The following is an 18708-nucleotide window of genomic DNA, read 5'->3' as shown; positions in this document are numbered from 1 at the left end:
AACAGTATAGATCAAACAGTTGCAATTATCTTTCAAGAGAGGCTTTTAATGCTACAAGAGCTTCATTAGCCTTGCTCCCCTCAGAACCACCAGCCTGCGCCATATCACGACGCCCACCACCACCTTTTCCCCCAAGAATGGCTGAAATAATTCGCACTAAATCAACAGCATTCAGCGTATCAGTCAAATCATCAGTAACACCAACAACAGCACTTCCTTTTCCATCCTCAGAAACACTGATGAAAGCAACAACACCAGATCCAATCTTCTTCTTTCCAGAATCTACTAATGCCTTAAGATCCTTGGGTAGAATATTACTAACAACACACCCCATAAAAGAAATACCATTGATCGTTTGAATATCTCCCTGGCTATTCTCAACAAATTCACCATTAAGAGCAATTTTCTTGCGTGAATCCTTCAACTCTTTTTCAAGCCTGCGACGCTCATCAAGCAAAGCCTGAACACGTTCTTGTACATCAGCAGGAGAAGTCTTTAAAAGACCAGCAATTTCATAAACCCGTCTATCTTGACTATGAAGATGAAGGCGCGCAGCTGTAGCTGTTAATACTTCAATACGGCGAACACCAGCAGCTACAGAAGTTTCGGAAATGATATGGATCAACCCAATATCGCCTGTTCTTTGAACATGTGTGCCTCCACAAAGTTCAATAGACCACCATTTTTTTGATCCTGTCTGTTCAAGATTATTCCCCATAGAAATAACACGAACCTCATCACCATATTTTTCACCAAACAGTGCCATAGCCCCTTCAGCAATTGCATCATCTATTGCCATAAGACGTATTGTTACTTTGCTATTTTGCAGAACTATATCATTCGCCAAATCTTCTATTTTCTTTAGTTCTGCTGATGAAATCGATTTTGGATGAGAAAAATCGAACCGCAACCGATCAGGTGATACAAAAGAACCTTTCTGAACAACATGAGATCCCAATACTTGACGCAAAGCTTCATGTAATAAATGAGTAGCAGAATGGTTTGCACAAATTTTGCGACGACGAGCAGAATCAACAATTAATTCTACACAATCATGTTTTTTTGCCTGACCAGATTTAATTTCACCAATATGAATAAAAACATTATCGCCTTTTTTTTGCGTATCATGCACTTCAAAAATAAAATTTTCACCAGAAATTATACCACTATCCCCAACCTGCCCTCCAGATTCGCCATAAAAAGGTGTTTGATTAACTACAATCATAGCCTTTTGGCCTAAATCAATATGGTCAACAACCTCACCATCACGTATAAGCGCTGTAATAATACCTTCAGCTTTTTCTGTTTCATAACCCAAAAATTCTGTAGCCCCAACTTGATCACGAATAGAAAACCAGACTGTTTCTGTTACACAATCACCAGAACCCGACCAATTGGCACGCGCTTCTGCTTTTTGACGTTCCATAGCTTTATCAAAAGCATCAACGTCAACAAATATTCCACGATGCCGAAGAGCATCTTGCGTCAAATCAAGTGGAAATCCATATGTGTCATAAAGTTTAAAAGCAACTTCACCATTAAAACAATCACCTTCTTCAAGATGAGTGCTTGCCTCATTCAACAAACCAAGGCCTCGTTCAAGAGTTTTACGAAAACGAGTTTCCTCCAATTTTAAAATTTCTGAAATCAAAGATTCAGCACGCACTAATTCAGGATAAGCTTGTCCCATTTCGCTTATCAAAGCAGGCACAAGACGCCACATCAACAAATCTTTTGAACCTAATAAATGAGCGTGACGCATAGCACGACGCATAATACGGCGTAAAACATATCCACGGCCTTCATTAGAAGGCATAACACCATCAGTAATTAAAAATGCAGATGAACGCAAATGATCAGCAATAACACGATGACTAGCCAAAAAATCACCGGTCGCCTTAACCCCTATAATCTCTTGTGAAACATGAATTAATGCACGAAAAAGATCAATATCATAATTATCATGAACACCTTGTAAAACAGCAGCAATACGCTCTAATCCCATCCCCGTATCAATGGAAGGTTGAGGCAATTCAATCCGCTTCTCTTTACTTAACTGCTCATATTGCATAAAGACAAGGTTCCAAATTTCAATGAAACGATCACCATCTTCATCAGCACTTCCAGGAGGACCACCCCAAATTTTATCGCCATGATCATAAAAAATCTCTGAACAAGGACCACAAGGTCCTGTGTCACCCATCATCCAAAAATTATCATTTGTTGCAATGCGGATAATTTTCTCTTCTGAAAGACCTGAAATCTTACGCCATAACCTCGCTGCTACATCATCATCATGATAAACTGTAACTAATAATTTATCTTTAGAAAGACAAAATTCCTTTGTTAAAAGGTTCCATGCATAAAAAATTGCTTCTTCTTTGAAATAATCACTAAAAGAAAAATTACCAAGCATTTCAAAAAAAGTATGATGACGTGCCGTATAACCGACATTATCAAGATCATTATGCTTTCCACCTGCACGAACACATTTTTGTGCAGTTGTGGCTCGATTATAAGAATGTTTCTCAAGTCCAGTAAAAACATTTTTAAACTGTACCATTCCTGCGTTTGTAAACATCAATGTGGGATCATTGCGAGGCACAAGTGAACTAGAAGAAAGAACTTTATGCCCATTACGATGAAAATAATCCAGAAAAGTAGATCGGATATTATTAACGCTATTCATATTGACACCTGCAAAGAACAGTACAAAATCGAAAAGATAAGATCTACTTTTATGAAATAGTCTCTTTACTAATTTAAAAATAAATCATTAAAATAGAAATATTTTCTCAGAAAAAATTACAATAAAAGATTTTATATTTAAAAATTCTGATAAATAAAAAAGAAACAACTGTGATGAAAAAACTATATTGAAATTAATATTTCATTAAATTTCTTCATCATTTTCTATATTGTCTGCCCCTACATTCTCCAACAATTCAATTGCGAGCAAACCAGCATTTTGGCGCAAAGCCGTTTCAATTTCTGCTGCTATTTCTGCATGTTCACGCAAAAACTGCTTTGCATTTTCGCGCCCCTGCCCTAAACGCTGAGAATTATAAGAGAACCATGCACCAGATTTCTCAACAATGCCAACTTTGACCCCCAGATCAATTAACTCCCCTAACTTGGAAATTCCCTCACCATAAATAATATCAAACTCAACCTGTTTAAATGGAGGCGCCAATTTATTTTTAACTACTTTAACACGAGTCTGATTACCAACCACCAGCTCCTTATCCTTAATAGATCCAATGCGACGAATATCTAAACGAACAGAGGCATAAAACTTTAATGCATTCCCACCCGTTGTCGTTTCAGGAGAACCAAACATCACTCCAATTTTCATACGAATTTGATTGATAAAGATAACCATACAGTTAGAGCGAAAAATTGATGCTGTTAATTTCCGCAATGCTTTACTCATCAACCGAGCCTGTAATCCAGGCAGAGAATCGCTCATTTCACCATCAATTTCCGCACGTGGTGTTAAAGCTGCTACTGAATCAACCACAAGAACATCAACTGCACCAGAACGAACAAGTGTTTCTGTAATCTCTAAAGCTTGTTCACCAGTATCTGGTTGAGAAACAAATAAATTTTCTAAATCAACGCCAAGTTTACGTGCATAAATAGGATCAAGAGCATGCTCTGCATCAACAAAAGCGCAAACACCACCATTTTTCTGCGCTTCAGCAATAGCATGGAGAGCTAATGTCGTTTTACCTGAGCTTTCCGGCCCATAAATCTCAATAATACGCCCTTTTGGTAACCCACCAACACCTAAGGCAATATCCAAAGATAATGATCCGGTTGAGATTGTTTCAATTTCAACAACCCCCTCCTTCTGCCCGAGACGCATAATTGAGCCTTTACCGAAAGAACGTTCAATTTGTGATAGAGCAGCATCTAGAGCTTTTTTTTTATCCACAATCGTATCCTTAACAAATCATAGAAATTACTATGTAATATACACTGTCCTATTACCTGAATTAAAGTCCCGAGTCTAGATTTTCACAGTCTATTTCCTCTTTACTCCCGTATTGTATGAATAATGTTTAATTTAAAAAATCATATTATTCTCATCAACACAAAACATATCGCAAAATAGCTTACACGCTGAATATTTATATTGTTGATATACCTTCTTCAAAAAGAAGAAAGCTAAATTTCAACACTGTGTTTGTGCATATCTTTTCTGAATTGATACAATTAAGAATAATGCCCAGTCTCTCACAAAACTCCCCAACATCATTTCAGAACAAGATCTTATGTATAAGTGCTATGTACAATTTAAGCTATCAATTCACACTTGCAAACTACATTAACAAAATTCTCAAAATTCCGTTTGAAAAAATCTTATTTACTGTGGTTTCGCTTTTGTCGTAATTTTTTCCACCACTCAAGGCGCTTTGCAATCTCACGTTCAAAACCACGTTCTTGTGGCTGATAATAGATCTGACGCCCAAGTTTTTCAGGAAAATATTCCTGTCCTGAAAAAGCATCTGGTTCATTATGGTCATAACGATAACCATCCTCATAGCCCTCTTCTTTCATGAATTTTGTAGGCGCATTAAGGATATGTTTAGGAGGAGGTAAAGAACCATTTTTACGTGCACAATGCATCGCTGTCTTATAAGCAAGATAAGTTGCATTCGACTTTGGCGCAGTTGCAAGATAAAGACATGCTTGAGCCAAAGCCAACTCTCCTTCAGGAGATCCTAAATAAGCATAAGCGTCTTTTGCTGCATTACAAATAACAAGAGCTTGCGGATCCGCTAAACCAATATCTTCAACGGCGATACGTACCAATCTTCTCCCTATATACAGAGGATCTTCACCCGCATCAAACATACGTGCAAGATAATAAAGAGCCGCATCAGGATCAGATCCACGAACTGATTTATGCAATGCTGAAATGAGATTATAGTGGCCATCTCGCCCTTTATCATAAATCGGTGCTCGACGCTGAACAACTTCTTGTAAAGCTTCAGCATTCAATATCTCGCCTGATCGCGTAATACACCAGATTTCCTCAACCAACGTTAACATGGCTCGTGCATCACCATCAGATATTCTTATTAAAACGTCTTTAGCATGATCATCCAAAGGAAGAGTTTTTCTTTCTAACTCCTCAGCGCGTTTTAACAGCATACGCAAACTTTCGTTATCATGTGTATGAAATGTCAAAACACGTGCACGCGAAAGAAGAGCAGCATTAAGTGCAAATGAAGGGTTTTCCGTTGTTGCACCTACAAGAACAACCGTACCATCTTCCATAAAAGGAAGAAAAATATCTTGCTGAGTGCGATTAAATCGATGAATTTCATCAACAAACAAAAGTGTTTTAGCTCCAGACATAAAACGAGTCCGAGCCACTTCAAAAACCTTTTTTAGCTCTGTAATGCCAGTAAAAATAGCAGAAACTTGTTCAAAAGCGAAATTCGTCTCAAGCGCTAATAGACGTGCAACTGTTGTTTTTCCTGTCCCTGGAGCTCCCCAGAAAATCATCGAACCTAATGAACCAGCTGCTACCATGCGGGAAAGAAAACCTTTTGCTCCAATCAAATGACTTTGTCCTACTACTTCACTAAGAGAGCAAGGACGCATCTTTTCTGCAAGAGGACGACTTTGATTAACACAAAGATCAAAAGGTATTGTAAAAAAATCTTTATTCAAAAAAAACCTTTAGTGGACAAATTGGCGAATACGTATACCATTACGCTCATATTCTAGCTGCCAAATACGCGGATGAACTTGCATAAGAATCTTTTTTAACTGATCTACAGTTTCAATTTTATGACCATTAACAGAGTGCAAAATATCTCCTGAATGAAAAATCCCTGCAGCATTACTCATTTTATCAACATTGGTAATAATAACACCCTTTGCAGTCATAGGAAGATGAAAAGATCGACTATTTTGTGGTGTTAAATCTAATACTTCAGCACCAGAAAGAGGACTTTCATCAATAATTTTTTCAGATTGTACAAATGTAGAAACAGGTGTTGATGATATAGTTATTTCTGTTTCAAAAATTTTTCCATCCCGTAAATATTTTAAAATGAGTTTTTGCCCAATATCCGCTGTCATCAAACGATACCCAAGACTATCTGGGTTATCAATTTGTACATCTTGTAAACTTAAAATAACATCCCCTACCTTCAAACCAGCTTTTGCAGTGGGACTACCTTCAATAACTTCAACAATAAAAGCTCCATAAGGGCGCTTTAAACCCAAACTACCTGCAACATCAGGCGTAACACTTTGAAAGGATGCTCCAATATAAGGTGGTATAAAAAAATTCTCGCCACGTTTAACTGCATCAAGCATTACTTTAACAAGATTTGCTGGAATTGCAAAACCAATGCCTACAGAACCACCTGAACGCGAATAAATAGCCGTATTAATTCCAATTAACTGGCCTTTCATATTAATCAAAGCCCCGCCAGAATTTCCTGGATTGATAGCCGCATCTGTTTGAATAAAAAAATCAAAATCAGAAATACCAACACGCGTACGTGCTTGAGCTGAAATAATACCACTTGTAACGGTCTGACCAACACCAAAAGGATTACCAATTGCAAGAACAAGATCACCAACTTCAACCGCATCAGAATCCCCAAAAGAAAGAACAGGAAATTGAGCTCCTTTTGAATCAATTTCAAGCACCGCAATATCAGTTGCTTCATCCTTTAAAACGACTTTACTTTCAAACTCCTGTCCATCAGAAAGAGAAATTTTAATTTCATTAGCATCCTTAATGACATGGTAATTGGTAACGACTAAACCACGTTCATCAACAATAACTCCAGATCCTAATGATGACTGAGTACGTAAAGGCTGATTACCTCTATAACGACTAAAAAATTGCTCAAAAAACGGATCACCCTCAAAAGGTGAACGCACTCTAACTTGTCGGGCTGCATAAATATTCACAACAGATGGAATCGTCTTTTTAACTAAAGGAGAAAATGACACTATAATTTCTGATTGTGTCTGAGGAACCTGAGCATTTACAGAATGCAATGATGTCATTACCAGCATCACAAAAAAAAGCCCTATAAAAATAGAACGCTTCATGCTCATTCCTTCATAAAATAAAAATCAACTTACCTGCACAATAAGTAATACATAAACTCAATAATTTGTATACTGCTATTCCTTTTCATTTTGTTATTGAACGATAACTTATTCCAAAATATCAACAAAAAAACCGCCTTTAAAAGACGGTTTTCTTCAATTCAATAAAAAATTTTTCTATCAAGAATCTTCTTTTTCGATTATCTTGGTTACTTTGCGTTCATGATCAGCAGCACCCTTCGCATTAACATCACGATCAACAAATTCCACAACAGCCATAGGTGCATTGTCTCCAGTACGAAAACCTGCTTTCATAATACGTAAATAACCACCATGGCGCGATTCATAACGCGGCGCAAGTGCACTAAATAACTTTGCAACCTTTTCAGTATCACGAATAGCCGCTATTGCTTGCCGACGTGCATGCAAATCTCCACGTTTACCAAGTGTAACTAACTTTTCAACAATAGGGCGAATCTCTTTAGCTTTTGGAAGCGTTGTTACGATCTGTTCATGCTCAATAAGCGAAGCTGCCATATTAGCAAACATTGCTTTACGATGACTAGCAGTTCGGTTCAGCTTACGGCCTGATTTACCATGGCGCATGAGCTCTCTCCTTAAATCTTAATTTCAATATTGATCTTCATAATGCTTAGCAAGATCATCAATGTTTTCAGGTGGCCATGCAGAAATTTCCATACCAAGATGGAGTCCCATACATGCGAGAACTTCTTTAATCTCATTTAATGACTTTCGTCCAAAATTCGGTGTCCGAAGCATTTCAGATTCCGTTTTTTGAATTAGATCACCAATATAGACAATATTATCATTTTTCAGACAATTTGCTGAACGCACTGAAAGTTCTAACTCATCCACTTTTTTAAGCAGTGCAGGATTAAAAGAAAGCTCAGAAGTTTTTTCTTCAACAAGCTCTTTTTGTGGTTCTTTGAAATTAACAAATACTGACAGCTGATCCTGAAGAATACGCGCCGCAAAAGCGACTGCATCCTCACCATTAACAGCACCATTCGTTTCAATTGTTAAAGTCAACTTATCATAATCAAGAACTTGCCCTTCACGTGTATTTTCCACTTTGTAAGATACTTTATGAATTGGCGAATAAAGGCTATCGATTGGAATCAAACCAATTGGAGCATCGTCAAAACAGTTACGATCTGATGGAACATAACCCTTCCCTGTATTAACAATAAACTCCATACGGATTTCAGCGCCTTCATCAAGTGTACAAATAACATGTTCTGGATTAAGGATTTCCATATCTCCGACAGTGCGTATATCTCCAGCTTTTACGATACCAGAACCCTCTTTACATACAACGATACGCTTAGGGCCCTCTTCTTCCATACGGATCGCAATTTCTTTGATATTTAAAATAATATCTGCAACATCCTCACGAACGCCTGGAATAGACGAAAATTCATGTAACACCCCTTCAATTTGTACTGCAGTAATTGCAGCACCACGAAGTGACGATAATAGTATACGACGAAGTGCATTGCCTAATGTTAAGCCAAAACCACGCTCAAGCGGCTCGGCAACTACACTCAAAACATTCGAATTACTATGCGCATGAAATTCAACTTTATTGGGTTTAATTAATTCCTGCCAGTTTTTCTGGATCATATTTTTATTCCTGCTCTTTAGTTCCGCTACCATTCAACCGCAACGGCCAATGTGAACATAGAAGCCCCCTCCGCATCAAACACGCCGCCTTTTCCGTGGACGACATCCATTATGAGGAATCGGTGTTACATCACGAATAGAAGTTATTATAAATCCTGCAGACTGTAATGCACGCAAAGCAGATTCACGACCCGACCCAGGACCACACACTTCGACCTCCAATGAGCGCACACCATGCTCTTCTGCCTTTTTAGCACAATCCGCTGCTGCAACCTGTGCAGCAAAAGGTGTAGACTTACGAGAGCCCTTAAATCCCTGAGCCCCAGCAGATGACCATGCTATCGTATCTCCTTGAGAATCAGTAATAGTAATCATTGTATTATTAAATGTCGAATTGATATGCACAACACTCGACGAAATATTTTTACGTTCGCTACGACGAACACGCTTGGCTTCTTTGGTCATAATTTTCCTTTCAACGACCTCTTTACTGCCATAGTAGTAGCAGCTCCACCTTATTTGCCTTTATTAATCATTTTAATAAAAAACAGAGTGTTAAAATAAAATCTTTAAAACAAAAGATATTATTATTTCTTACCGGCAATTGCTCTAGCTGGACCTTTACGTGTTCGCGCATTTGTATGTGTACGCTGCCCACGAACAGGTAAAGAGCGGCGATGACGCAACCCACGATAACAACCGAGATCCATCAAACGCTTAATACTCATAGCAACTTCACGACGAAGATCCCCTTCAACTTGATAATCTCGATCTATCGTCTCACGAATCCGCAAAATCTCCGCATCTGAAAGCTCATGAACACGACGCTCTGCTGGAATTCCAACTTTTTCGATAATTTTGTTAGCAAAATTCTCCCCAATCCCGTGTATATATTGAAGCGCTATAACTAAGCGCTTATTTGTTGGGATATTGACGCCAGCAATACGAGCCACGCCTACTCTCCTTTATTAGGTTTTAACAACAAAACATAAAGTGCTTAAAGCACCTTATACAAACAAAAAAGAAAATCGGGTCTAAATGCACCCCGAATCCTATTATTTCTTCAAAGAAAATAAAAGAAATTTTTGATAGATTTTACTGCAAAAGTCAACTCTTTTCATTTATTTCTAAAAAATTCCTTATTCAAGGATAACATTAATCGCACGCGATACATCAGCAATGTTAGCCATCCCATCAACTGTCTTTAATAACCCTATATTTGAATAAAATTTTGATAAAGGAACTGTTTTTTCACGATATTCTACCAATCGTTTTGCAAAAGAATCAGGATTATCATCTGAACGAATTTTCCTACCAACAGCTACTGTTTCTTTAACACGTTTTTTCATTCGCTCAATCAGCGCATCTTCATCAACAATCAACTCAATGACAGCATTAAGTTGCATATTTCTCGATTGTAAAATGCGTTGTAATGCTTCTGCTTGACTTACAGTGCGCGGATACCCATCCAATATAAAACCGCTCACACAATCACTCTTACCAATACGATCTGATACGATTTGATTAACAACGGAATCAGGTACCAAAGCACCTGACTCTATAAAAATCTTAGCTTGTTTACCAATTTCTGTCTCTTTTTCGATAGCCTCACGAAGCATATCCCCTGTTGAAAATTGAGAAATATTATACCTCTCCATCAATATTCTCGCCTGTGTTCCCTTACCAGCTCCAGGAGGTCCTAAAAGAATAATTTTCATCGATTCATTCTACCTCCACGGAGTTTTGATTTTTTAATTAATCCCTCATATTGATAAGCAACGAGATGCCCTTGAATTTGAGAAACTGTATCAAGTGTAACATTAACAACAATGAGTAAAGATGTACCACCAAGATAAAAAGGAACATGCAGCGCTGATATCATAAACTCAGGCAACAAACAAACCAAAATAATATAGATCGCTCCAATAACAGTAATACGTGTTAAAACATAATCAATATATTCAGCTGTACGTTTACCTGGGCGAATCCCGGGAATAAAGCCAGAATGCTTTTTCAACTGATCCGCTGTGTCATTCGGATTAAAAACAATGGCTGTATAAAAAAAGCAAAAAAATGCCATTAAAGCCGCATAAATAATCATATAAAGTGGTTGCCCATGACTAAGAGAAAAAGAAACAGACTGAATCCATTCTGGCATTTGATCAGAAAAGTTATTAATAGTTGCAGGCAACAATAACAAAGATGAAGCGAAAATGGGTGGAATAACACCAGCAGTATTCAACTTTAAAGGAAGATGCGACACATCGCCTTGAAACATTTGATTACCAACTTGACGTTTTGGATATTGAATAAGAATTCGTCTCTGTGCACGCTCTACAAAAACAATAATGCCAACAACAGAAACGGAAATAATAATAATTCCTATTAATAAAAAAGTTGATAAATCAGCTTGACTATGAGCTGTCAAAAGCTGAGCAAAAGTAAAAGGAAAATTAGCTATAATACCTGTAAAAATAATGAGAGAAACCCCATTACCAACACCACGCGATGTAATCTGTTCACCAAGCCACATCAAAAACATTGTTCCACCAACAAGCGTAATAACAGCAGAAAAACGAAACATAAGACCTGGCTCTACAACAATTTGAAGCCCTGTTCCTATACCAGTTTCAAGCGCAACCGCAACACCAAAAGCTTGTACAAGCGCTAATACTACTGTGACATAACGTGTATACTGATTGATGATCTTACGACCTAATTCACCTTCTTTTTTAAGAGATTCCAATGAGGGAACAATCGAAGTTAACAACTGCACAATAATCGACGCTGATATATATGGCATAATACCCAGAGCAAAAACTGCCATACGACCAACAGCTCCTCCAGAAAACATATTGACTAACCCAAGCACACCAGACGCATGATGTTCAAATGTTTGCCGTAAAGCATCAATATTAATACCAGGAAGAGAAATATAAGTACCAAAACGATAGACAAGAAGCACAGCTAGAGTAAACCAAATGCGTTTCTTTAATTCAGTCGCACGTGAAAAAGTACTAAAATTTATGTTGGAAGCAAGTTGCTCTGCAGCTGATGCCATAGAATTTCTCCAGTTTATACCCCATCCCTACCTATATGAGCACAATCCTAAAATCCGCACTGTCATAAACGAGCCAATGCAAAACACACCCTTTAGACTAAAATCTTTAATGGCATTTTAAAATTACCGAACAGATTCAGGAACATTAATCTGACCACCTACCTTTTCAACCTTAGTACGAGCAACCTTAGAAGCACCAGAAACATTAAATACAACTTTGGATTTTAACTCACCATCAGAGAGAAGACGAACACCATTTTTAAAATGGCGAATAATGCCTGCATCTTTCAGCACAGCAACATCAACTGATTTTTCAATATTCAATTTTCCTGCATCAATCGCCAACTGAATACGACCTAATGAAACTTCATTATAAACCTTAGCAAATAAATTATTAAATCCACGCTTTGGCAAACGACGATAAATAGGCATTTGCCCACCTTCAAATCCATTCAGAGATACACCTGAACGTGATTTTTGCCCTTTAACACCACAACCGCCAGTTTTACCAGTACCTGAACCAATGCCACGTCCAATACGCTTACGATTTTTCGTTGCCCCTTCATGATCACGTAGTTCATTGAGCTTCATATCCTACACTCCCGCAATCTTTAATTTTCATTTACAATGCAAACAAGATGCCTAACTTTAGCAATCATACCCCGTACACAAAGCGTATCCTCTAAAACACGACGATGATGCATTTTATTCAACCCAAGACCCTTCAGCGCTAAACGTTGAATCTTTGGCTTCCGAATTGGACTTCCAATCTGTTCTACTGTTATAGTTTTGCTAACCTGAGATTTTTTTTGAACCATTTTTCAATTCCTCTTCTAATCAACCTCAGAAATTATTCTTCCATACCAACGATATGCTGACGGCGCGCTTGCAAAGTAGAATATTTAATACCACGCTGTGCGGCAATATCCCTAGGATGCATCTGACGCTTCAATGCGTCAAAAGTTGCACGTACCATATTATAAGGATTAGATGATCTTAATGATTTTGCAACAACATCTTGCATACCAAGAGTTTCAAAAATAGCACGCATTGAACCACCTGCAATAATACCCGTACCTGCAGAGGCCGAACGCAATAAAACACGACCAGCTCCATGACGACCTTCAACATCATGATGCAATGTACGCCCAGACCGAAGCGGAACATAAATCATTTCACACTTTGCAGATTCCGTAGCTTTACGAATTGCCTCAGGAACTTCACGAGCCTTACCATGGCCAAAGCCAACATGCCCTTTTTGGTCTCCAACAACAACAAGAGCAGCAAAACCAAAACGTCGACCACCTTTCACAACCTTGGCAACACGATTAATGTGAACAAGCTTATCAACAAATTCACCGCCGCTCTCATTTCGACGTTCATCGCTATCATTGTGATCACTGCGTTCTTTCTGTGCCATTCCTCATTCCTTTTTTTTCAGAAGCACGCCAACAAAGTTCCAATAAAAACTAGAGGAACTCACATGAAATACCCCAGATATCTCCTACCAAAAGCTTTAAGAATACCCTAAAAACTCAAACCACCTTCACGAGCAGCTTCCGCCAAAGCTTTCACCCTACCATGGTAAACATAAGCCCCACGGTCGAAAACAACCTCATTAATGCCAGATTTTTTTGCACGCTCAGCAATTAATTTACCAACAGCGAAAGCAGCCTTTTTGGCAGAACCACTTTTAAAAGATTTTTTCAACCCCTCTTCAAGAGTACATGCAGAAGCAAGTGTACATCCACGCACATCGTCAATAATTTGAGCATAAATATTCTGATTCGAACGGTAAACACTAAGCCGCGGACGACCATTAGCAACAGCTTTTATTTGACGACGAACACGCTGCGCACGACGTTGAATAATCTCTTTAGATAAAACCATGATACGAAATCCCTATTTCTTTTTACCTTCTTTACGGACTACACGCTCATCCACATACTTAATACCTTTTCCTTTATAAGGCTCAGGCCCACGATATCCACGAATCTCTGCTGCAACTTGCCCAACTTTCTGCTTATCAATTCCAGAAATAACAATTTCTGTTGGTTTAGGAACTGTCACAGACACATCAGACGGTACTTTATAAACAACATCGTGAGAGAAACCCAGAGACAACTGAATATTCTTACCCTGCAAAACAGCGCGATAACCAACACCGCTTATTTCAAGCTTCTTTTCAAATCCATCTTTCACACCACAAAAAATATTTCTAATCATTGAGTGTGACATACCCCATTTAGAACGAGCATCTTTTGATTGATCACGTGGTGCGACCAATACAATATTATCCTCAAATTTAACCAAAACTTCATCATTCACGATGTAACTCAGTTCACCTTTTGGACCTTTTGCCTTAATGAGCTGCCCCTCAATAGAAGCAGTAACCCCAAAAGGAACCGGAATGGGTTTTTTTCCAATACGAGACATTGTTCTAACCTGCTTTTCTTCCGTTTTTTTTACAATCGATCAGAAAATACGACAGAGAAGCTCTCCACCAACATTCTGTTCACGCGCCTCATGATCCGTCATCACTCCTTTAGGAGTCGACAAAATCGAAATACCAAGACCATTTGCTACTTGAGGAATAGACTTAGCAGAAACATATACACGACGACCAGGCTTTGAAACACGTGAAATTGTACGAACAACAGAAGAGCCTTCAAAATATTTTAACTCAATTTCAAATTCAAATTTCCCGTTAGCAGAATCAATATGATTATACCCGCGGATATAACCCTCTAACTTAAGAACATCAAGAACCCGAGCACGAAGCTTAGAAGCAGGAGTAACCACCTTGCTCTTTTTTCGACTAATGGCATTACGAATGCGTGTTAACATATCACCAAGAGGATCTGACATAGACATTTTGTAACCTCCTCTTACCAACTAGATTTAATAACACCGGGAATATGCCCCAGAGAACCAAATTCACGCAATGCGATACGCGACATTTGTAATTTACGATAATAAGCCCGTGGACGACCCGTAACCCCACAACGATTACGAACACGAACCTTTGCAGAATTACGTGGCAATTCCGCCAACTGAATAGAAGCTTTAAACCGCTCTTCAAGCAAAACTTTCTGATCCATCACAATCGCTTTCAAACGTGCACGACGCGCAGCATAACGTTTCGCCATCATTTCGCGACGCTTATTTTTCTCAACGGCACTTACTTTGGCCATAACTTTACCTCACTACATTTGCCGTTACGAACGAAACGGAAAATTAAATGCACGCAATAATTCACGCGCCTCATCATCCGTCTTTGCCGTCGTACAAACGATAATATCCATGCCCCAAATTTGATCAACTTTATCATAGTTAATCTCTGGAAACACAATGTGCTCTTTAATACCCATAGCAAAATTGCCACGACCATCAAAGCTTTTTGGATTTAGACCACGAAAATCACGAACTCGTGGAAGCGCAATCGTAATAAGACGATCCAAAAACTCAAACATACGATCCTTACGTAATGTAACTTTAGCTCCAAGTGGCATTCCTTCACGAACTTTAAAACCTGCAATAGAGTTACGTGCATAAGTTACAACAGCTTTTTGACCTGTTATTAAGGATAAATCCTCAGCTGCAATAGATGGTTTTTTTGAATCGGAAGTCGCCTCACCAATTCCCATGTTGATCACAATTTTATCAACGCGCGGAATCTGCATTTCATTTTTATAATGAAACCTCTCCTGAAGTACTTTACGAATGACTTCAACATAATGCGTCTTCATACGCGACTTTTGTTTTTCTTCAGTCATCAATCAATTCTCCTGAACGCTTGGCAAAACGAATCTTACCACCATCTGCATTCATACGAAAGCCCACACGTGTAGGCTTACCATCTTTAGGATCAGCAATCGCTAAATTAGACAAATGAATAGGAGCTTCTTTAGAAATAATCCCAGCCTCTTGCTTTTGTGTTTGACGCTGATGACGTTTAACCATATTGATTCCGCGAACAAGAGCTCTACTCTCTCTTGGATTCACTTTTATAACCTCACCACTACATCCTTTATCATTACCAGATAAAATAACGACTCTGTCACCTTTTCGAATCTTCTTCATAATATTCGCCCCCTTATAACACTTCAGGAGCGAGCGAAACGATCTTCATATGGTTTTTAACGCGAAGTTCGCGAGGAACTGGTCCAAAGATACGTGTACCGATCGGCTCTTTTTTGTTATCAACTAGAACAGCAGCATTCCTATCAAAATGAATCACACTACCATCTGCGCGACGAATATCTTTAGCGGTACGAACCACTACAGCCTTCATCACGTCACCTTTTTTTACGCGGCCACGAGGAATAACATTCTTGACCGAAACGACAATAATGTCGCCAACCGAAGCATATTTCCGCTTTGAACCGCCTAGCACCTTGATGCACATGACACGACGAGCACCAGAATTATCTGCAACGTCGAGGTTTGTTTGCATCTGAATCATGACTGGCCACCTTTTCTTAATATCCATATCCGGTGCTGTTAACACACCCAGATTTGCCTACCAAATGACGACGTAGCTATTGCTAGAAAAATTTACCAATAGAAAAAAATCAATGATAAATTTTAAACCAATTAGCTTACTTAACACGCTACACTGTCTTTAACAACAATCCAACGCTTATCTTTCGAAATTGGCCTAGATTCCTGAATAGAAACCTGATCTCCAATTTTGAACTGATTGTTCTCGTCATGCGCCTTGTACTTCTTAGACTGCCGAACTGTTTTCTGAAAGAGCGGATGAGAATAACGACGCTCCACTTTAACAATAACAGTCTTATCACTTTTGTCGCTAACGACAACGCCTTGCAAAATGCGTTTAGGCATCTCTTATTTCCTTAAGCTCTGCTTTCATTCATCTTTTGACGAAAAAAAGTTTTAATACGTGCAATGTTACGGCGAACTTGCTTAACACGTGCAGTTTTTTCTAATTGCCCTGTCGCCTTTTGAAATCGCAGATTAAACTGCTCTTTCTTTAAGTTGGCCAATCCATCCTTCATTTGATCGAGCGTTTGTGCTCGTAATTCTTTGGCTTTCATCGCTTAACCTCCTTACTTCTTTACTCAGCAATACGCTGAATGAAACGAGTCTTAATAGATAGCTTTGCGGCACCCAATCTAAGAGCTTCACGCGCAACATCTTCAGGAACACCATCAAGCTCAAACATAATACGCCCAGGTGCAACACGTGCTGCCCAATAGTCAACACTTCCCTTACCTTTCCCCATACGAACTTCAGTTGGTTTAGATGTAACGGGAAGGTCTGGGAAAATACGTATCCATACACGACCGGAACGCTTCATATAACGTGTAATTGCACGACGAGCTGATTCAATTTGACGCGCAGTAACACGCTCTGGCTCGACAGCCTTCAGGCCGTAAGAACCGAAATTCAAATCCGTACCACCCTTCGAAGCACCGTGAATACGACCCTTGAATTGCTTACGGAACTTTGTGCGCTTTGGCTGCAACATTGTTCTTTACTCCAAATCCTTTTTCAACCACAAAAATTAAATACTTTCACGGCGGCGGTTCGATGAAGAACCTGAATGATCATTCCCTGTAGCACGACGCTCTGAAGCCATTGGATCATGTTCAAGGATTTCACCCTTAAAGACCCAAACTTTAACACCACAAATACCATAAGCAGTCTTAGCCTCTTCTGTACCGTAATCAACATCAGCACGCAAAGTATGAAGCGGCACACGACCCTCACGGTACCATTCCATACGAGCAATTTCAGCACCACCAAGACGACCAGAACAGTTAATACGAATTCCTTCAGCTCCAAGACGCATAGCCGATTGAACAGCACGCTTCATAGCACGCCGAAAAGCAACGCGACGTTCAAGCTGCTGAGCAATTGATTGCGCAATGATTGTCGCATCAACTTCTGGCTTACGGATCTCAATGATATTAAGCGAAGTTTCAGCATTTATCATTTCTGAAAGCTGGCGACGAAGCTTCTCAATATCAGCACCCTTTTTACCAATAATAAGACCAGGACGCGCAGAATGAATAGTTACACGACATTTTTTATGAGGACGTTCAATAATAACCTTAGAAATAGCTGCCTGTTTCAATTCCTTCATTACATATGAACGAATTTTCAAATCCTCATGCAAGAGACGCCCATACTCACCACTATCAGCATACCAGCGTGAATTCCAAGTCTGATTAACTCCAAGACGAAGCCCTATTGGATTAATTTTTTGACCCATTATGCAGCCTCCCCTTTTTCAGTAACTTCACGAACAATAATAGTAAAATGCGAGAATGGACATTCAATTCGACTAGCACGCCCACGACCACGAACATGAAAACGCTTCATCACAATCGATTTACCAACATGTGCTTCTGAAACAATCAACGAATCAATATCGAGATCATGGTTATTTTCTGCATTTGCAATTGCTGACTCAAGAGTTTTTTTGACTGTTTGTGCAATACGCTTACGCGAAAACATTAAATCAGCTAATGCTACATCAACTTTCTTACCACGAATCATCGCAGCAACCAAATTGAGCTTTTGCGGACTAACACGAATCATCCGAGTAACAGCTTTCGCTTCATTATCTCTAAGCTGACGCAGAACCTTAGCTTTACCCATTATTACTTCCTTTTCGCTTTTTTATCTGCACCATGTCCATAATAGGTCCGAGTGGGAGCAAACTCACCAAATTTATGCCCAACCATTTCTTCAGAAACAGAAACAGGAATATGCTTATTGCCGTTGTGGACACCAAAAGTCAAACCAACAAATTGCGGCAAAATCGTAGAACGACGACTCCAAATTTTAATAACTTCATTACGCCCACTTGCACGGACCTTCTCTGCTTTTCCAAGAAGATAGCCATCGACAAACGGACCTTTCCAAACTGAGCGAACCACTTT

The 18708-nt window shown here is 39.0% G+C and carries 26 protein-coding genes; all 26 read right to left on the bottom strand.

What is annotated here, in order from left to right; all coding sequences use genetic code 11:
• Nucleotides 1–25: 25 nt before the first annotated feature.
• A complete protein-coding gene (alaS, locus tag H710_RS03955) occupies nt 26–2689 on the bottom strand; it encodes an alanine--tRNA ligase (RefSeq protein ID WP_041849547.1) in 2664 nt (887 codons plus the stop codon).
• A gap of 204 nt (nt 2690–2893) precedes the next feature.
• Entirely contained in the window at nt 2894–3937 is a 1044-nt protein-coding gene (gene recA, locus H710_RS03950; RefSeq protein ID WP_005766971.1) for a recombinase RecA, read from the bottom strand.
• A 428-nt stretch (nt 3938–4365) separates the two neighbouring features.
• Entirely contained in the window at nt 4366–5685 is a 1320-nt protein-coding gene (locus H710_RS03945; RefSeq protein ID WP_041849546.1) for a replication-associated recombination protein A, read from the bottom strand.
• Nucleotides 5686–5694: 9 nt separating this feature from the next.
• On the bottom strand, nt 5695–7089 hold the full coding sequence (locus H710_RS03940; RefSeq protein ID WP_041849545.1) for a DegQ family serine endoprotease: 1395 nt from the start codon (nt 7087–7089) through the stop codon (nt 5695–5697).
• Between the two features lie 180 nt (nt 7090–7269).
• Complete coding sequence (gene rplQ / locus H710_RS03935) at nt 7270–7695, bottom strand: 50S ribosomal protein L17 (protein WP_041849544.1); 426 nt, start codon at nt 7693–7695, stop codon at nt 7270–7272.
• Nucleotides 7696–7719: 24 nt separating this feature from the next.
• A complete protein-coding gene (locus tag H710_RS03930) occupies nt 7720–8733 on the bottom strand; it encodes a DNA-directed RNA polymerase subunit alpha (RefSeq protein ID WP_041849543.1) in 1014 nt (337 codons plus the stop codon).
• A gap of 75 nt (nt 8734–8808) precedes the next feature.
• Nucleotides 8809–9198 carry a 30S ribosomal protein S11 gene (gene rpsK, locus H710_RS03925; RefSeq protein ID WP_041849542.1) on the bottom strand — a complete coding sequence of 130 codons (390 nt, stop codon included), beginning with the start codon at nt 9196–9198 and terminating at the stop codon, nt 8809–8811.
• Nucleotides 9199–9320: 122 nt separating this feature from the next.
• Nucleotides 9321–9686: a 30S ribosomal protein S13 gene (gene rpsM / locus H710_RS03920; protein ID WP_041849541.1), complete on the bottom strand. Its 366-nt coding sequence runs from the start codon at nt 9684–9686 to the stop codon at nt 9321–9323.
• 186 nt (nt 9687–9872) lie between these two features.
• Entirely contained in the window at nt 9873–10451 is a 579-nt protein-coding gene (locus tag H710_RS03915; protein ID WP_041849540.1) for an adenylate kinase, read from the bottom strand.
• Nucleotides 10448–11794 carry a preprotein translocase subunit SecY gene (gene secY / locus H710_RS03910; RefSeq protein WP_041849539.1) on the bottom strand — a complete coding sequence of 449 codons (1347 nt, stop codon included), beginning with the start codon at nt 11792–11794 and terminating at the stop codon, nt 10448–10450. The genes H710_RS03915 and secY overlap by 4 nt, the downstream gene beginning before the upstream one ends.
• A gap of 123 nt (nt 11795–11917) precedes the next feature.
• Nucleotides 11918–12385: a 50S ribosomal protein L15 gene (gene rplO, locus H710_RS03905; protein ID WP_041849538.1), complete on the bottom strand. Its 468-nt coding sequence runs from the start codon at nt 12383–12385 to the stop codon at nt 11918–11920.
• A 20-nt stretch (nt 12386–12405) separates the two neighbouring features.
• The gene (gene rpmD / locus H710_RS03900) at nt 12406–12612 is read right to left on the bottom strand and encodes a 50S ribosomal protein L30 (protein WP_041849537.1); all 207 of its coding nucleotides are present in this window, start codon (nt 12610–12612) and stop codon (nt 12406–12408) included.
• A 32-nt stretch (nt 12613–12644) separates the two neighbouring features.
• Complete coding sequence (gene rpsE / locus H710_RS03895) at nt 12645–13214, bottom strand: 30S ribosomal protein S5 (RefSeq protein WP_041849536.1); 570 nt, start codon at nt 13212–13214, stop codon at nt 12645–12647.
• Between the two features lie 107 nt (nt 13215–13321).
• Complete coding sequence (rplR, locus tag H710_RS03890) at nt 13322–13684, bottom strand: 50S ribosomal protein L18 (RefSeq protein ID WP_041849535.1); 363 nt, start codon at nt 13682–13684, stop codon at nt 13322–13324.
• Between the two features lie 12 nt (nt 13685–13696).
• Nucleotides 13697–14230 (bottom strand): 50S ribosomal protein L6, encoded by a 534-nt coding sequence (gene rplF, locus H710_RS03885; protein ID WP_041849534.1) that lies wholly within the window; start codon nt 14228–14230, stop codon nt 13697–13699.
• Nucleotides 14231–14269: 39 nt separating this feature from the next.
• Nucleotides 14270–14668 carry a 30S ribosomal protein S8 gene (gene rpsH / locus H710_RS03880; RefSeq protein ID WP_041849533.1) on the bottom strand — a complete coding sequence of 133 codons (399 nt, stop codon included), beginning with the start codon at nt 14666–14668 and terminating at the stop codon, nt 14270–14272.
• Nucleotides 14669–14682: 14 nt separating this feature from the next.
• Nucleotides 14683–14988: a 30S ribosomal protein S14 gene (rpsN, locus tag H710_RS03875; RefSeq protein ID WP_041849532.1), complete on the bottom strand. Its 306-nt coding sequence runs from the start codon at nt 14986–14988 to the stop codon at nt 14683–14685.
• A 24-nt stretch (nt 14989–15012) separates the two neighbouring features.
• Nucleotides 15013–15570, bottom strand: coding sequence for a 50S ribosomal protein L5 (gene rplE, locus H710_RS03870; RefSeq protein ID WP_041849531.1), 558 nt, complete (start codon nt 15568–15570; stop codon nt 15013–15015).
• Nucleotides 15563–15877 (bottom strand): 50S ribosomal protein L24, encoded by a 315-nt coding sequence (rplX, locus tag H710_RS03865; RefSeq protein WP_041849530.1) that lies wholly within the window; start codon nt 15875–15877, stop codon nt 15563–15565. The genes rplE and rplX overlap by 8 nt, the downstream gene beginning before the upstream one ends.
• 13 nt (nt 15878–15890) lie before the next feature.
• Nucleotides 15891–16259 carry a 50S ribosomal protein L14 gene (gene rplN, locus H710_RS03860; RefSeq protein WP_041849529.1) on the bottom strand — a complete coding sequence of 123 codons (369 nt, stop codon included), beginning with the start codon at nt 16257–16259 and terminating at the stop codon, nt 15891–15893.
• A 140-nt stretch (nt 16260–16399) separates the two neighbouring features.
• Nucleotides 16400–16642, bottom strand: coding sequence for a 30S ribosomal protein S17 (gene rpsQ, locus H710_RS03855; protein ID WP_041849528.1), 243 nt, complete (start codon nt 16640–16642; stop codon nt 16400–16402).
• A gap of 11 nt (nt 16643–16653) precedes the next feature.
• Complete coding sequence (gene rpmC / locus H710_RS03850) at nt 16654–16854, bottom strand: 50S ribosomal protein L29 (RefSeq protein WP_041849527.1); 201 nt, start codon at nt 16852–16854, stop codon at nt 16654–16656.
• Between the two features lie 20 nt (nt 16855–16874).
• Nucleotides 16875–17288 carry a 50S ribosomal protein L16 gene (gene rplP / locus H710_RS03845; protein ID WP_041849526.1) on the bottom strand — a complete coding sequence of 138 codons (414 nt, stop codon included), beginning with the start codon at nt 17286–17288 and terminating at the stop codon, nt 16875–16877.
• A gap of 36 nt (nt 17289–17324) precedes the next feature.
• Nucleotides 17325–18035 carry a 30S ribosomal protein S3 gene (gene rpsC / locus H710_RS03840; protein WP_041849525.1) on the bottom strand — a complete coding sequence of 237 codons (711 nt, stop codon included), beginning with the start codon at nt 18033–18035 and terminating at the stop codon, nt 17325–17327.
• Nucleotides 18035–18424, bottom strand: a complete 390-nt coding sequence (gene rplV, locus H710_RS03835; protein WP_041849524.1) for a 50S ribosomal protein L22 — start codon at nt 18422–18424, stop codon at nt 18035–18037. Before rplV ends, rpsC begins: the two co-directional genes overlap by 1 nt.
• 2 nt (nt 18425–18426) lie before the next feature.
• On the bottom strand, nt 18427–18705 hold the full coding sequence (rpsS, locus tag H710_RS03830; RefSeq protein WP_011180910.1) for a 30S ribosomal protein S19: 279 nt from the start codon (nt 18703–18705) through the stop codon (nt 18427–18429).
• Nucleotides 18706–18708 lie beyond the last annotated feature (3 nt).

This window comes from Bartonella bacilliformis Ver097 (assembly GCF_000709795.1).
GTDB classification, from domain to species: Bacteria; Pseudomonadota; Alphaproteobacteria; order Rhizobiales; family Rhizobiaceae; genus Bartonella; species Bartonella bacilliformis_A.
The sequence above is the reverse complement of the archived record's forward strand: the minus strand, read 5'-3'. Positions and strand labels throughout refer to the sequence as shown.

Coding starts and splice junctions, on each gene's coding strand:
- rplP (WP_041849526.1), bottom strand. CDS start 17,288: ATGTTGCAGCCAAAGCGCACAAAGTTCCGTAAGCAATTCAAGGGTCGT.
- rplF (WP_041849534.1), bottom strand. CDS start 14,230: ATGTCTCGTATTGGAAAAAAACCCATTCCGGTTCCTTTTGGGGTTACT.
- rpmD (WP_041849537.1), bottom strand. CDS start 12,612: ATGGTTCAAAAAAAATCTCAGGTTAGCAAAACTATAACAGTAGAACAG.
- rplN (WP_041849529.1), bottom strand. CDS start 16,259: ATGATTCAGATGCAAACAAACCTCGACGTTGCAGATAATTCTGGTGCT.
- rpsE (WP_041849536.1), bottom strand. CDS start 13,214: ATGGCACAGAAAGAACGCAGTGATCACAATGATAGCGATGAACGTCGA.
- rpsQ (WP_041849528.1), bottom strand. CDS start 16,642: ATGCCTAAACGCATTTTGCAAGGCGTTGTCGTTAGCGACAAAAGTGAT.
- alaS (WP_041849547.1), bottom strand. CDS start 2,689: ATGAATAGCGTTAATAATATCCGATCTACTTTTCTGGATTATTTTCAT.
- rpsK (WP_041849542.1), bottom strand. CDS start 9,198: ATGACCAAAGAAGCCAAGCGTGTTCGTCGTAGCGAACGTAAAAATATT.
- rpsC (WP_041849525.1), bottom strand. CDS start 18,035: ATGGGTCAAAAAATTAATCCAATAGGGCTTCGTCTTGGAGTTAATCAG.
- rplE (WP_041849531.1), bottom strand. CDS start 15,570: ATGACTGAAGAAAAACAAAAGTCGCGTATGAAGACGCATTATGTTGAA.
- H710_RS03915 (WP_041849540.1), bottom strand. CDS start 10,451: ATGAAAATTATTCTTTTAGGACCTCCTGGAGCTGGTAAGGGAACACAG.
- rpmC (WP_041849527.1), bottom strand. CDS start 16,854: ATGAAAGCCAAAGAATTACGAGCACAAACGCTCGATCAAATGAAGGAT.
- rplV (WP_041849524.1), bottom strand. CDS start 18,424: ATGGGTAAAGCTAAGGTTCTGCGTCAGCTTAGAGATAATGAAGCGAAA.
- H710_RS03940 (WP_041849545.1), bottom strand. CDS start 7,089: ATGAAGCGTTCTATTTTTATAGGGCTTTTTTTTGTGATGCTGGTAATG.
- rplO (WP_041849538.1), bottom strand. CDS start 12,385: ATGAAGCTCAATGAACTACGTGATCATGAAGGGGCAACGAAAAATCGT.
- rplR (WP_041849535.1), bottom strand. CDS start 13,684: ATGGTTTTATCTAAAGAGATTATTCAACGTCGTGCGCAGCGTGTTCGT.
- rpsN (WP_041849532.1), bottom strand. CDS start 14,988: ATGGCCAAAGTAAGTGCCGTTGAGAAAAATAAGCGTCGCGAAATGATG.
- rplQ (WP_041849544.1), bottom strand. CDS start 7,695: ATGCGCCATGGTAAATCAGGCCGTAAGCTGAACCGAACTGCTAGTCAT.
- H710_RS03930 (WP_041849543.1), bottom strand. CDS start 8,733: ATGATCCAGAAAAACTGGCAGGAATTAATTAAACCCAATAAAGTTGAA.
- rpsH (WP_041849533.1), bottom strand. CDS start 14,668: ATGTCTATGTCAGATCCTCTTGGTGATATGTTAACACGCATTCGTAAT.
- rplX (WP_041849530.1), bottom strand. CDS start 15,877: ATGAAGAAGATTCGAAAAGGTGACAGAGTCGTTATTTTATCTGGTAAT.
- secY (WP_041849539.1), bottom strand. CDS start 11,794: ATGGCATCAGCTGCAGAGCAACTTGCTTCCAACATAAATTTTAGTACT.